The following is a 13,512-nucleotide window of genomic DNA, read 5'->3' on the forward strand; positions in this document are numbered from 1 at the left end:
GCCCAACCGCTGGCGCCGCAGGCATCAGCAGGCGTGGAAGCTGGCCTTCTTGACGTTCTCTCAAGTTTCATCCCCCGATGACAACCTATGGACACGTTGCCGCGCGTGGCGGGCAATGGCAACCTAATGGTCGCCGCTGCTATTGCTGCGCGTTTCCCTTGACTAGCAGATGGCCCGTCGGTGTCAGTCTTCTAGACTTAGGTGACGTCCTTATCCTTCGCGGTGCCCAACACAATCAATCGAGCTTGGCAGATCGTCTCGACTAGGTTTCGGAGCATGTTAAGTCGCTCCAGCATCCAGGCGAGTTCCTCGGTCGTCACCTTATAATGCTCGGAGTACCGGGCCTTCACGTAGGCCGCGCGTAGGAGCTCAAAGCACCGTTTCTGGAACTTCGTCGCCGTCGGCCAGACCTCCGCCAACCGCGCGTCAATCGGCTCGGCTGCGTTCCGCAACCGGACCAGATTGTGCGACTTCGGCGTGTACAGCGTCGCGACTAGCAGGACCGCATTGTAGAAATGCTCGGCAGCCTGGTGCAGATCAAAAGCTGCAATCTTAGGGGCGTCGTCGTCGATGGCGTGTTGAGCTTGCCGGAGGAACTGCTGGCCTGCCGTGAAATGCTCGCGGTAGAACTTTTCAGCTTCCTTTAGCGCAGCCTCGCTCGGCAACGGCTGCGGATCGACGAACGGATGCTCCGGTTCTTCAAACAGCACCACACCTTCCCGCACGATGTCTGCGAAGAAGTACCGGCCCTGGGCCAGTTGGTCGTTCACGTCGTCGAGCGAATGAATGATCAGGTCGGCGGGGGTACGCAGATTAGCGCCGGACGCTAGGTCGCTGCGCAGGCGCTTTTCGGTGCCCTCCCAGAACTCCAGCACGTCCGTCAGTTTCTCGTCGCTGACGACGACGAGCAGATCGAAGTCGGAGAAGTAGCGCCCGACGGGATCCTCCACCCAGTCGCCCCGGGCGTATGATCCGTAGAGGATGACCTTGAGGATCTGGCCATCCTTCACGCCCTCCGCGCGCCGGTTGGCGATGGCCTTGCGGAACTCGTCCTTGATGACGCCGAGCACGTGCTCCAGCTCGCGGCGCTTGCCGAGCGGCAGATGGTCAAGACTCGTCTTCATCCGGCGAGTCTTGCCGTTACCGCCGCGCTTCGCAAGGCGAAGCTCCTCACGGCCGGCTCTGTGGTATTCGCGACGGATCACCATGGGGCGGGAGCATCGCCGCTGGGGGACTCCTTGTCACCCCTGAAGGCGCGCCGTCCCCGGTGCGCCAGAACCGCCATGGCCTCGTCGCGCCGATCAGAATGCAGCATGGCGGCGACGACAAGCAGGCCGCCGAGAATGGCGTTGCGGTCGTCGCCAGTAAGCTCAATGAGGCCTGCCTTCTGCACCAGACCGCCCAGTTCGATCAGGTGGCGGGTGCGGGCGCGCCGCGCGTCCTGACGTTCCTGATGTTCGGTCCGCCGCTGCATGGCCTCAGCCCGGCGCGTCAGGGCTGGAAGACGCTCCAGCCTTTGGGTCGTTGCGCGTAGCGCAAGCCGCAGAGGTGCGCGTCCGTTCACCACGAAAGACGGCTTCGCCCCGCTGGCGCCACTGGCTTCGGGTTTGGTCGTTCTTCTCGGCCGCCGCAGCGCTCAGGGCACCCATGAGGATGTCGGCGCCCAGGGCGTCGGCGCCGCTGGCGATGACGAGTTCGCCGAGCTGGGTGACCCGGCGCGCCTTCAGCGCGGCGGCGCGTTCCGCAAGCGCGGCGAGTTCGGTGTCGATGTCCCTGGGCTTTCGCATGATGCCGGCTCTCTCTTCCTTCGAAGAGCCGCCATCATGCTTCGGTCCTGCCTTGCGCGCGCCCCCGTAAGTCTGCGGTGGTGCGCGGGCGTGAGCGGCTTACTTGGCCGCTGGCTTGCGGCCGCGTTTGGCGTGCTTGCGGCCGCCCTGGCCGAGGCCCATCGACTTCGCCAGTTCCGAGCGCGCGGCCGCGTAGTTCGGCGCCACCATCGGATAGTCCTTCGGCAGGCCCCACTTGGCGCGATAGTCCTCCGGGGTGAGGCCGTACTTCTGGGCCAGGTGGCGCTTCATCGACTTGAAGGGCTTACCGTCCTCCAGGCAGATGATGTGGTCCGGGGTGATGCTCTTGCGGATCGACACCGCAGGCGCCTGCGGTTCGGGTTCAGGCGCCGCAACCTGCGTTGTGCCCGCCAGCGCGCCATGCACGCCCGCAATCAGACGCGGCAGGGCGTCAGCGGCGATGGCGTTGTTCGACACGAAGGCCGAAACGATATCGGCGGTCATGCCGATCAGGTCGGTCTCGGCGGTCAGCTCATCCATGCATTCAGGTCCTGATGGTGGGGGGAATAGTCGGGCTCAGCCTTGCACGTCCCCTCATGCCTGGAAACCGGACGCGATGAAGGATCGCGGCTTTCCACCTCCGTAGACTTGCGGGACGCCAGTCCCCGTCACGACGGACATGCTGTCCGGAGTGCGCGCTTATACGTCGTTCCGACGTGCGCTTTCCTCGGGGCGCTGCGGTCGTGGCCATCTACCACTTCTCCGCCAAGATCATCTCCCGCTCGACCGGCCGCAGCGCCGTGGCGGCCGCCGCCTATCGCTCGGCGTCCCGGCTGTTCGACGAACGCACCGAGCAGCCCTTCGACTACAGCCGCAAGTCGGGCGTGTTGCACTCGGAGATCCTGCTGCCAGACGGCGCGCCCGAGCGCTGGTTCGAGCGACAGGCGCTCTGGAATGAGGTCGAGTCGAGCGAGAAGCGAAAGGACGCCCAACTCGCCCGCGAGATCGAGTTCGCCCTGCCCAGAGAGATGAAGCCGGACGACGCCATCGAACTGACCCGCGCCTTCGTCGAGCGTGAGTTCGTGCGGCGCGGCATGGTCGCCGATTTCAACGTCCATTGCGACATCAGCGAGGACGGCCTGCCCAGGCCGCATGCGCATGTGATGCTGGCGCTGCGGGAGGTGGGCACCGACGGCTTTGGCGCCAAGGCGCGGGACTGGAACAGCGCCGCCCTGCTGGAGCACTGGCGCGAAGCCTGGGCCGAGCATGCGAACGCCCGCCTGGCTGAACTCGACCACGACATCCGCATCGATCACCGCAGCCTCAAAGATCAGGGCATCGATCTTGAGCCACAGTTCAAGATCGGCCCGGCCGCCGCGCGATCTGAAGCGCGCGGCCGGGCCTCCGAACGGGCCGAGCAGCATCGAGGTATCGCCCGGCGCAATGGCGAACGTTTACTGCGCAATCCTGCCGCCGCCCTCGAAGCTCTGACCCACACGCGGGAAACCTTCAGCCGCCATGATCTGGCGCGGTTCGTCTTCCGCCACACCGACGGCAAGGACCAGTTCGACCGGCTCCACGCCCGGATACTGGCGTCGCCGGAATTAGTGCCGCTGAGAGCCGATGAGCGCGGGCGGGAGCGCTTCACCAGCCGCGACCTGATCCATGCCCAAGAAGCGATGCTTAGGGCGTCTGACCGGCTGGCGAGTCACCCTCATCACGCCATCACCGAACGCTCCGGCCACGCAGCGAGAGCAGAAATGGCGGCCGTGGGGCGACCGCTCGGCGACGAGCAGGTGCTGGCGGTGGCGCATGTGCTGTCGGTCGGGTGTTTGGCGGCGGTCGTTGGCTACGCCGGGACCGGGAAGAGCACAGCGCTGGGCGTAGCGCGCGCGGCCTGGGAGGCGGAGGGCTACCGGGTCGTAGGGGCGGCGCTCAGCGGCATCGCAGCGGAGAATCTGGAGAAGGGGTCGGGCATCCGGTCGCGGACGCTGGCGAGCCTGGAATACGCTTGGGCGCGCGACCGGGATCACCTGACGCGCAACGACGTGCTGGTGATTGATGAGGCAGGCATGGTCGGGACGCGGCAGATGCGTCGCATCCTTGAGGCGGCCGAGCGCGGCGGCGCCAAGGTCGTGATGGTCGGTGATCCGGAGCAGCTTCAGGCCATCGAGGCCGGGGCGCCGTTCCGGAGACTCGTCGAGCGCCAGGGTGCCATGGAGATCACCGAGGTGCGCCGCCAGCGGGATGAGTGGCAGCGGGCGGCGACCAAGGAGCTAGCGACGGGACGAACCCAAGCCGCCATCGCGCGATACGATGCTTCCGGCGCCGTCCACGGACACGACACGCGTGACGAGGCGCGACGGGCGTTGGTGGCGGACTGGTTGGCTGATCGGGTGCGCGATCCGGCCACATCACAGATGCTTCTGGCCTACACGCGGGCGGACGTGGCGGAACTGAATCGGCTGGCGCGGGCGGCGTTGCGAGCCGCCGGGCAGATAGGGCCGGATCACGTAGTGCAGGCCACGAACGGTGAACGGGCTTTCGCGGCCGGGGACCGGGTGATGTTCCTACGGAACGAGCGGTCGCTCGGGGTGAAGAACGGGACCCTCGGGACGCTGACCGCTCTTGGCCGTTCTTCGATGGAGGTGAGGCTGGATGACGGCCGAAATCTGCGGTTCGGCCGCAAGGATTATGCGGACCTGACCCACGGCTACGCCGCCACGATCCACAAGATGCAGGGCGCAACGGTCGATCGAACCTACGTCCTGGCGAGCCGTCACATGGATCGGCATGCGGCATATGTGGCGATGAGCAGACATTCGGAGAGTGTAAGATTTCGTTTCGGACGAGAAGAGTTTTCTTCAATCGAAATATTAGCACAAACTATCCGGCGAACTCACTCCTATCGGATGCAGCATGCCGACCATAATGTTGACATTGAGAGGTATAGATAGAGGCGCTTGCGTCAATTTCGTCCGTATGAAACTGTATAGGAACCATCGTCGTCCCCATACTCAATCATAACTTCAAATTTAGGTCCTACATTCGCTATTTCAACGGTGCCGCACGCCTTCATCCACACCATCAATCTAAGTCCAACTTTCGTGCTTGTTATGTGTGACCTCAAAGCCTTGGCACTGTCACGATCTCGGACCATCTGCTTTGGTCGGCCAAATGGTTTAAGCGGCTCCTTTGGATTCCCCAAAACAACCCTTGCGCAGCAATCAAGAATTGTTCCCGAGAATTGACTGTCGCCAAATCCGCCGTGATTCCGAATAGACTGGATAAACTCTGAACCCAAAACGAAGCGGGGAACATCGTAAAAACTAGGATCTTTTCCTGAACTCTTCAAAATTTCCATTGCTCTTATGGAAATTGCGAAGTAAAAATCAGAAGATATAGTCGAGCTTTTCCAAAGTTCATCAGACTTAACGCTATTCATAACGTCAGGCAGGCGCGTAACGACCGATATTTTACTTTTCGCATGTGTCGGAATTGACGCGCAGTTAAGTCCTTGCGCCTCTTCAATCCAGGCGCAGAAATCGACGCTCTCGCAGCGCTCGTCGGAGGCTCCAGCAAAAAGAAAATTACTCGATCCTGATAGATAATTGGAAAAACCGATTGCGACCAACATCGATTCGCTCAGCTTTCTCAAGTCAAACGGCGCGAGCCCATCTAGTAGATCAGGTTTAAGCTCAACATCTCTATATTTACAAACGTCAACACCTGATAGCTCTTCTAAAATTCCAGCTCTATTCAATATATTGTTGTATGTGGACCATACAGTTTTGGCGTCATAAACGCCCTTTAATCCGCTGAAATTGATAAGGTCTTCGACATTTTTTAATCCCGGGAAAAATCCTAGCGCTCCGAGATCCAATTCGGCGGTGGAAGATCTAGCAACTCTATTGCGACCTAGATTGCTAGCGACATCTGACCACTCTTTAAGCTTCAAGATTATGTTTTCAGCCTGAATTTCATCTTCAGCGTAACTCGGAATTGCAAGCAGCGCTGTGTCTACGCAAAACACAGCGCTCATGGATGGTCCTTCTTCGCGTTCTCTGCACGATCATTCGCGCGCTTGCGGGCTGCCGCCTCTAAAATTCGGCTCGTCTCAAATTGGCTCTGATCAAAGAAATCTTCGGGCCAATCTATGACCGCCCCGTATCTAGATATGGGGACGTCACGATACCTAGTTTCTCCATTAGAGCGCTCTGCAAAGTAAACCTTCAAATCGTCCTGAAGGTTGCCGTCATCCTCGGCAATCCTCAGGCGAAGCCTTTCAATCATGTACTCGCTATGGGTTTCGACCACGCACTGGCGCCCAGCAGACGCGAGCGATAGGAAGAAATCGGCCAGCCTCGCCTGAACCCTGGGGTGCAGGTGCAGCTCCGGCTGCTCAAATATTAAGACGCTGGTGGAAGGGGCAAGAAGTGCAGACACAACGATAGGCAGAACTTGGCTTACCCCCACGCCGACGTTTGTCAGGTCGTGCCATTTTCCAAGTCCGCTAGTTGTAACCTGTAGGCGATTTCCAAATACGCCTTGCTCATGGGCTACGACATCTTCGGCAACGCCTAAGTACCCCAGCCAGTCCCGGACAGCATCGATGAGCTTCCCATACCTGGTCGCGTTCTTAGTCTTCCCATCAGAATAGTAGGATGATGGTAGGTATTGAACCCACTTATTAGCATTTAACTCGAGGACTGCTGCTGTATGCTCGCCTCTATAACCAACATCGGTTGGATTTTCTACAATTTCAAGAGGGTAAACTGGTCTTGGCTCGTCGCGCAATGGGCCGAGATATCTGATCCCAAGCTTAAAGTAGCTCTTAATAAACTCAGCGCCCTGAGATACGTTTCGAGGCATCTCTATATCTGACGAAAATTCTTGCCTCGGCTCCGCATCAACCAAGGCTTGCTCAATACTGTCTTGCAATTCTTGAACAGCAAGCAAGTTATTTGGCGCATCGGAGGCAAAAAGTGACCGTTGAGAGAGAAGCGTTCCTCTTCTGGATATGAATTTTCTTAAATGATCGGAAGCATCACCAATCGTCGGTGATGGTTCTGTATATATAAGGGGTAGAGAATTTTCCTCTAGCCAATCATTTACAAGCGACAAAGCTATTCCGGGCAGCAAATCATTTGGATTGTTGCTGGCCCCGACGCGTCCAATAAACCGCCCATGAGAGAACAGAGAAGTAGCAATATTTCTTGCCCTCTGCTTTGTCTCATTAAAGCGAACTTCCACCCAGGTTGGAAGAAAGTGCGAAACGTGGACAGCTCTCGCTTCAGAGTCTGGGCGATCATCCAAAACTTGACTATCAGATATAGAGTCAAGCTTTACGGAGAATGCATCGTGAGCCATTGCTTTTGACATCAGTTCGTATTTGCAGAAATACGTATGATGGTCGTCAGATTCAGGTGTAAACTTATCAAGTTGCAACTCGCCGCGCGTCAGCACTGCTTGAAGCTTGTCCGCAGCCCTCACTTGCGAATTTTCACGCTGCATCCAATCGAACGAGCATTGAACGCTCGTAACGTGTCCTTGCTCGACCGCCCGAAAAGACGCTCGTTGCAAGATGCCAATCCAAGGGGCGTCTGAGGACGCGCTCACGTTGGGAACGTCTAGTCGAAATCCTATTTTGATTGAGCGGGTGTCCGCCGTGGCGCAGATCACATCATCCATTGCCCCGAGGCGCATAATCGGCCCGTTGAGGGCTAAGGGTCGATTAGGAGCTCCATACTGTAGGGTCTGCTTGAGGAGCAGCATGCTTTGGAGAAATGTGCTTTTGCCACCACTGTTGGCACCTGCAAAAACGGTTATCTTCCCGAGAGGCAGAGAGGTTGGACCTCTGACGGATTTGAAGCCTTCGACGGACCATTCTTTGATCAAGCCGCTCTCCTGACGCGCTGGTAAACTCCCCACCGCGTACGCGATCTCCTCGACCTAAGCAATCAGTAGTCGAACAGAGGTATTTCAAGGTCCCAGTGAGCCAACGGCATAAGGCTATCTGGATCGCATTTCCATACCCGGGCATCCTACACAGCTGCTTCACAACCACTTAGATGACCTAAAATGCTAGGGAATATGGTAGGCTAGCGAGCCACCTTCTCCCTCAAGGGGAGAAGGAAGAAAAAGAGAGTCCAATTCGTCTGAATCGTCTGAAATCCCCTGCAACGGGCGGTCGTCTCTCTCGTGGTCGGAGCGCAGTCTAGCATGGGCGGCAGGGTAGGCGGGCTGATCGGGGCGAGCCTCCTTCCGCCATGAACAGGGGGCGGGCGAAAGAAGGGATGACGACGGAGGATTCCGGCTCTAGCTTCGCCGCCATGCGCACACTTCTTCTCGCCTCGACGATCCTGATGGCTGCGACGCCGGCCTTCGCTCAGCAACCTGCCACGCCGTCCGCCGCCACGGCGCCGGCGTCCTCGATCCTGACGGTCGAGCGGGTGTTCGCCAATCCGTCGCTGGCCGGGCCGGTGGCGCGGGGCGTCAGCCTGTCGCCTGACGGCGAACTGGTCGCCTTCCTGCGCTCGCGCGAGGATGATGTGGACGTGCTGGACCTGTGGGCCGCGCCGGTGAAGGGCGGCGAGCCGTTCAAGCTGATCGACGCCCGCGCCCTGGTCCCCGATGCGGGCGAACTGTCCGAGGCCGAGAAGGCGCGGCGCGAGCGGATGCGGATTTCCCAGCGCGGCGTAGTCGAATACTCGTGGGACGAACAGGGCCGCTACATCCTGGCGCCGCTGGAAGGCGACGTCTTCCTGGCCAACCGAGCCGACGGCTCCGTGCGGCGTCTGACGGAGACGGCGGCCGACGAGATCGACGCCAAGGTCTCGCCCAAGGGCGCTTTCGTCAGCTTCGTGCGCGATCAGAACCTGTTCCTGATCAACCTTGAGACGGGCGCCGAACAGGCGATCACTACCGACGGCAAGGACCTGATCACCTGGGCCACGGCCGAGTTCATCGCCCAGGAAGAACTGGATCGCGACACCGGTTACTGGTGGAGCCCGGACGAGCGCTACATCGCCCTGCAGCGCACGGACGAGAGCACCGTCGACGTCATTCCGCGTCTGGACATCACCGGCGGCGGCGCCTCGGTGGCTCAGCAACGCTACCCCCGCGCCGGACGGCCCAACGCCGTGGTCGAGCTTTATGTGCAGGACGTGCAGAGCGGCCAGCGGGTCAAGGTCGATCTGGGCGCCGATCACGACATCTACCTGGGCCGGGTGAACTGGGCGGCGGACGGCTCGGTCGCCTATGTCCAGCGCCTGTCGCGGGACCAGAAGCGGCTGGACCTGCTCAGCGTCGATCCGGCCACGGGCGCCAGCCGCGTGATCGCCAGCCAGACCTCGAACGCCTGGGTCAACGTCACCCATGACTTCAAGGCGCTGAAGGACGGGAACTTCATCTGGTCCAGCGAGGAGAGCGGGTGGCGTCACCTGTACCTCTACGCCAAGGACGGACGCCGCCTGCGCGCGATCACGCGTGGCGACTATCCGGTCAAGTCGCTGGCGGGCGTCAATCAGGAGACGGGCGAGGCCTTCTTCACCGCCTCCATGCGCGACGGCAGGGAATATCCGATCGAGCAGCAGCTGTTCCGCGCCAGCTATAAGCGGACGCTGAACCCCACTGAGGTCACGCCGCGCGGCGGCTGGTGGAGCGCCACTGTCAACGGCACGGGCACGGCCTATGTCGGCAACTACAGCGACGTGAACACCCCGGCGCAGTCGGCGCTTTATTCCATCAACGGCCAGCGCGTGCGCTGGATCGAGGAGAACAAGCTCCAGCCGGGCCACCCCTTCTGGCCCTATGCCGAGCGCCAGCAGAAGCCGACCTTCGGAACCCTGCAGAGCCACGGCGAGACCCTGGTCTGGCAGATGACCACGCCGCCGGGCTTCGATCCGGCCAAGCAGTATCCGGTGGTGATGCAGGTCTATGGCGGCCCGTCGGCGGGCGGGGTGAAGAACGCCTGGCAGGGGGCGACGAACCAGTTGCTCACTGAAGCAGGCTATATCGTCTTCCGGCTGGACAACCGGGGCGAAGGCGACCGTTCGGCCGCCTTCAAACAGGCCCTCTATCTGAAAATGGGCCAGCCCGAGATTGAGGATCAGGTCATCGGCGCCGACTACCTGCGCTCGCTGCCCTACGTCGACGACAGCCGCATCGCCATGATGGGCTGGTCCTACGGCGGGTTCATGAGCCTGATGGCGCTGACGGAGCCTAAGATGGGGCTGGCGGCGGCGCTGGCGGGGGCGCCGCCGACGGAGTGGAGCCTGTACGACACGGCCTATACCGAGCGCTATATGTCGACGCCGCAGGGCAATGTGGAGGGCTACGCCGCGTCAGATGTGCTGGGCCGTCTGGACAACCTGACCGGGCGTCTGCTGCTGCTGCACGGCATGGCCGACGACAACGTCATCTTCGAGAACACCACGCGGGTGCTGAACGCGCTGCAGGAAAAGAGCATTCTGTTCGAGACCATGCTCTATCCGGGCCAGCGTCACGGCGTGCGCGGCAACGACAGGCAACTTCACCTATGGCGCACCTACCTCGACTTCCTGGACCGCACGATCGGCACGCGGGCGCCCGTAAAGGCCGATTGATCGCGGCGGCGGCTGCCGGAGCTCTCTATTGCGGGGTTGTAACCCCGGCAGCCGCACAGGCGACGTCAACCCATTCGGGCTGCCGATTGCTCAGCCAGATGGCTCCTGCCGAGCAAGCTGAAATTCGTCGCGCCGCCGCCGCGCGCGGACGCCCCATTCCGGATGGAGCAGACGTCGAGGTCTGCCGAGAGAGGGCGACCTCTGCGGCGTCGTTCGTCGGAATGCTGCAGACAATGGATGAGCGCTATCGAAGCGTGCTCCGATGGTCATCGCCAGAAGTCATGAGGATGCGAGACGGAAACGACGCTCAAATGCAGGGCGTGCTGGTCCTGCTCAAGGACAACATCGAGACGCGCGACATGCCGACCACGGCCGGCTCGCTGGCCCTGGCCGATAATGCGCCCGGCCGCGACGCTCCCATCGTGGCGCGGTTGCGGGAGGCCGGCGCCGTCATCCTGGGCAAGGCCAATCTGTCGGAATGGGCCAACATCCGTTCGTCGCGGTCCATCAGCGGCTGGAGCGCCGTCGGCGGCCAGACGCGCAATCCCTATGATCCGGAGCGGACGCCGTGCGGCTCGTCTTCAGGCAGCGCCGTGGCGGTAGCCATCGGCCTGGCGCCGGTAGCCATCGGCACCGAGACAGACGGCTCCATCGTCTGCCCGGCCTCGGTCAACGGCGTGGTCGGCTTCAAGCCGACGGTGGGCCTGGTCAGCCGCACCCACGTCATCCCCATCAGTCATTCCCAGGACACGCCGGGCCCCTTCGCCACGACGGTGGAGGACGCGGCCATCGTCCTGACCGTCATGGCGGGGTCCGATCCCGAGGATCCGGCGACGGCCGAGGCGGATGCGCGAAAGGTCGACTATCGCGCGGCCCTGGACGCTGGCAGCCTGCGCGGCGCGCGGCTCGGGGTCATGGGCTTCCTGTTGCCCGCCTACTCGACCGAGGCGCGCGCGGAGTTCGACCGGGCCGTGGAGGCTCTGCAGGCCGCAGGCGCCGAGGTGGTCGAGATCGGCGAGGGGCCTAATATGCAGGCCATCGGCGGCTGGGAACTGACCGGCATGCTGACCGAGCTGAAGCACGGCCTGAACGTCTATCTGGCCTCGACCGACCCGGCCCAGGTCAGGACGCGCACCCTGGCCGAGGTGATCGCCTTCAACGCCGCCGAACCGCGCGAGACGGAACTGTTCGGACAGGAGTTCTTCGAGATGGCCGAAGCGACCGCGGGCCTGGACGACCCAACCTATCTCGAGGTGCGGGCCAAGGCCTTCCAGGCGGCGGGGCCGGATGGAATCGACCGCATGATGCGCGAGCACGGCGTGGTCGCTCTGATCGCCCCGACCACGTCGCGGGCCTGGACCAATGATCCCAACGACGATGATCGGTCGCAGGGCTCCGCCAGCCGGCTGGCGGCCGTGGCGGGCTATCCGCACCTGACGGTGCCGATGGGGTTTGATCGGGGGATGCCGATCGGCCTCAGCTTCATTGGCGGCAAGTGGGACGACGCCCGCATCCTGTCTCTGGGCCACGCCTATGAACAGGCGACGCGGGAGCGTCGGCCGCCGCCCGCGGGGACGGCGGCCGAGCCGGATCAGTCGCGGTAGTTCAGCGCCGGGGCGCGGTCGCCCAGCAGGGCGCGGTATTCGAAGTTCGGGCCGCGACGCTGTTCGAACTCGGCCTTGGCGGCGGCGATGGTGTCCGGGCTCTGGAACAGTTCGGCCGTGGTCAGGGCCAGGGTCTTGGCTGCCAGATGGGCGCCCTTCAGGCCGATGGTCGTGCCCGCCGCCACCACGTTCTGCCAGGAGTGACCGGCCGAACCCGGCACGAAGGTCGCCGTCGACAGGCCGACCGTCGGCGTGACCCACGACACGTCCGACACGTCGGTGGAGCCGCCGAAGTCGCCCCCGATCACGGCGTCCTCGATCTGACCGACGCTGGCCAGGTCCGGCTTGGAGGTCAGGGTCTTCTGGATTTCGGTCGCCAGGGCGGTTTCCTCGGCCGTCCAGGTGATACCGCCGACATGGCGCAGGTTGCGGTCCATGACCGTCATCAGGGCCTGATTGGGCAGCATGGAATAGACGCCGCCGATGGCCTCGAACTCGACGCGGGTGCCGGTGCCCAGGGCGGCGCCGTCAGCCGCCAGCTTCACCCGCTCCAGCACGTCGCGGACGATCTCGGGGTTGTTGTGGCGCACGTAGTAATAGGCCTCGGCATAGGCTGGGACGACGTTGGGCGCCTTGCCGCCGTCGGTGATGGCGTAGTGGATGCGGGTGCGGTCCGGCACGTGCTCGCGCATCATGTTGACCATGTAGTTCAGGGCCTCGACCCCATCGAGCGCCGAGCGGCCCTTGTCGGGCGCGGCGGCGGCGTGGGACGCCGTGCCGTAGAAGCGGAACTTGCCCGAGACGTTGGCCATCGTGTCGCCCTGACGGGCCGAGTTCACATTGCCGGGGTGCCAGTGCAGCGACACGTCGACGTCGTCGAACAGGCCGTCGCGGACCATATAGACCTTGCCAGAGCCGCCTTCTTCGGCCGGGGTGCCGTAGACGCGCAGTTCGCCCTTGATGTTGTTGGCGACCATCCAGTCCTTGACCGCGATGGCGGCGTGGATCGAGGCGGCGCCGAACAGGTTGTGGCCGCAGCCGTGGCCCGCATGGCCGCCTGCGGATTCCTGGATCGGGCTGAGGGTCTGCGACAGACCGGGCAGGGCGTCGTATTCGGCCAGGACGGCGATCACCGGACCGGCGCCGTTCTTGAAGCTGGCCAGGAAGGCGGTCGGCTCATTGGCGATGCCGGCGGTGATGGCGAAGCCCGCGTCGCGCAGCTGATCCTGCAGCAGGGCGGTGCTCTGGGTCTCCTGATAGCCCAGCTCGGCGAACTTCCAGATCTCCAGCGCGGCGTGATCCAGGGCGGCCTGGTTGCGGTCGACGGTAGAGGTGATCTGGGCTCTGGCCTGCGGCGACAGTTCAGCGGCGACGGCGGGGGCCAGAGGCAGGCTGGTCATCGCGGCGGCTAGGGCGAGGACGCGCATCGAAACGGGCTTCATGGGAACTCCGGGAACAGGAAAGAAGAAGGGGCGGAAGGCGTCGCCGCCAACCGCCCCGAAATCAGTCAGAGAC

General features: G+C 62.5%; 10 protein-coding genes. 3 read left to right on the plus strand and 7 right to left on the minus strand.

The window, feature by feature from the left end; all coding sequences use genetic code 11:
• Window positions 1-197: 197 nt before the first annotated feature.
• From RSD66_RS05890 to RSD66_RS05905, 4 genes are all read right to left on the minus strand, one after another.
• Window positions 198-1,208: a HEPN domain-containing protein gene (locus RSD66_RS05890; protein WP_415289337.1), complete on the minus strand. Its 1,011-nt coding sequence runs from the start codon at window positions 1,206-1,208 to the stop codon at window positions 198-200.
• Window positions 1,202-1,474 (minus strand): conjugal transfer protein TraD, encoded by a 273-nt coding sequence (locus RSD66_RS05895; protein WP_415289338.1) that lies wholly within the window; start codon window positions 1,472-1,474, stop codon window positions 1,202-1,204. Before RSD66_RS05895 ends, RSD66_RS05890 begins: the two co-directional genes overlap by 7 nt.
• 4 nt (window positions 1,475-1,478) lie before the next feature.
• On the minus strand, window positions 1,479-1,787 hold the full coding sequence (locus RSD66_RS05900; protein WP_415289339.1) for a conjugal transfer protein TraD: 309 nt from the start codon (window positions 1,785-1,787) through the stop codon (window positions 1,479-1,481).
• 99 nt (window positions 1,788-1,886) lie between these two features.
• Window positions 1,887-2,327 (minus strand): MucR family transcriptional regulator, encoded by a 441-nt coding sequence (locus RSD66_RS05905; protein WP_415289340.1) that lies wholly within the window; start codon window positions 2,325-2,327, stop codon window positions 1,887-1,889.
• A 203-nt stretch (window positions 2,328-2,530) separates the two neighbouring features.
• On the opposite strand from RSD66_RS05905, the gene traA reads away from it, so the two are divergent.
• The gene (traA, locus tag RSD66_RS05910) at window positions 2,531-4,744 is read left to right on the plus strand and encodes a Ti-type conjugative transfer relaxase TraA (protein ID WP_415289341.1); all 2,214 of its coding nucleotides are present in this window, start codon (window positions 2,531-2,533) and stop codon (window positions 4,742-4,744) included.
• A gap of 11 nt (window positions 4,745-4,755) precedes the next feature.
• Here the strand turns inward: traA and RSD66_RS05915 are convergent, their stop codons facing one another.
• Window positions 4,756-5,829: a hypothetical protein gene (locus RSD66_RS05915; protein ID WP_415289342.1), complete on the minus strand. Its 1,074-nt coding sequence runs from the start codon at window positions 5,827-5,829 to the stop codon at window positions 4,756-4,758.
• Window positions 5,826-7,685, minus strand: coding sequence for a DUF3696 domain-containing protein (locus tag RSD66_RS05920; protein WP_415289343.1), 1,860 nt, complete (start codon window positions 7,683-7,685; stop codon window positions 5,826-5,828). The genes RSD66_RS05915 and RSD66_RS05920 overlap by 4 nt, the downstream gene beginning before the upstream one ends.
• Before the next feature lie 398 nt (window positions 7,686-8,083).
• On the opposite strand from RSD66_RS05920, the gene RSD66_RS05925 reads away from it, so the two are divergent.
• Together RSD66_RS05925 and RSD66_RS05930 are read left to right on the plus strand one after the other, a co-directional pair.
• Window positions 8,084-10,393 carry a S9 family peptidase gene (locus tag RSD66_RS05925; protein WP_415289344.1) on the plus strand — a complete coding sequence of 770 codons (2,310 nt, stop codon included), beginning with the start codon at window positions 8,084-8,086 and terminating at the stop codon, window positions 10,391-10,393.
• A gap of 221 nt (window positions 10,394-10,614) precedes the next feature.
• Window positions 10,615-11,997 carry an amidase gene (locus RSD66_RS05930; protein WP_415289345.1) on the plus strand — a complete coding sequence of 461 codons (1,383 nt, stop codon included), beginning with the start codon at window positions 10,615-10,617 and terminating at the stop codon, window positions 11,995-11,997.
• Here the strand turns inward: RSD66_RS05930 and RSD66_RS05935 are convergent.
• Window positions 11,985-13,439: an amidohydrolase gene (locus tag RSD66_RS05935; RefSeq protein WP_024353233.1), complete on the minus strand. Its 1,455-nt coding sequence runs from the start codon at window positions 13,437-13,439 to the stop codon at window positions 11,985-11,987. The two genes, RSD66_RS05930 and RSD66_RS05935, sit on opposite strands and share 13 nt — an antisense overlap.
• Between the last annotated feature and the right edge of the window lie 73 nt (window positions 13,440-13,512).

The sequence above is a fragment of the Brevundimonas sp. S1H14 genome (genome assembly GCF_047716865.1).
Classification (GTDB): Bacteria; Pseudomonadota; Alphaproteobacteria; order Caulobacterales; family Caulobacteraceae; genus Brevundimonas; species Brevundimonas naejangsanensis.

Excerpts from the sequence above, each read along its gene's own strand:
- RSD66_RS05890 (WP_415289337.1), bottom strand. The coding sequence starts at position 1,208 with ATGGTGATCCGTCGCGAATACCACAGAGCCGGCCGTGAGGAGCTTCGC.
- RSD66_RS05895 (WP_415289338.1), bottom strand. The coding sequence starts at position 1,474 with ATGCAGCGGCGGACCGAACATCAGGAACGTCAGGACGCGCGGCGCGCC.
- RSD66_RS05900 (WP_415289339.1), bottom strand. The coding sequence starts at position 1,787 with ATGCGAAAGCCCAGGGACATCGACACCGAACTCGCCGCGCTTGCGGAA.
- RSD66_RS05905 (WP_415289340.1), bottom strand. The coding sequence starts at position 2,327 with ATGGATGAGCTGACCGCCGAGACCGACCTGATCGGCATGACCGCCGAT.
- RSD66_RS05915 (WP_415289342.1), bottom strand. The coding sequence starts at position 5,829 with ATGAGCGCTGTGTTTTGCGTAGACACAGCGCTGCTTGCAATTCCGAGT.
- RSD66_RS05925 (WP_415289344.1), top strand. The coding sequence starts at position 8,084 with ATGACGACGGAGGATTCCGGCTCTAGCTTCGCCGCCATGCGCACACTT.
- RSD66_RS05930 (WP_415289345.1), top strand. The coding sequence starts at position 10,615 with ATGCTGCAGACAATGGATGAGCGCTATCGAAGCGTGCTCCGATGGTCA.
- RSD66_RS05935 (WP_024353233.1), bottom strand. The coding sequence starts at position 13,439 with ATGAAGCCCGTTTCGATGCGCGTCCTCGCCCTAGCCGCCGCGATGACC.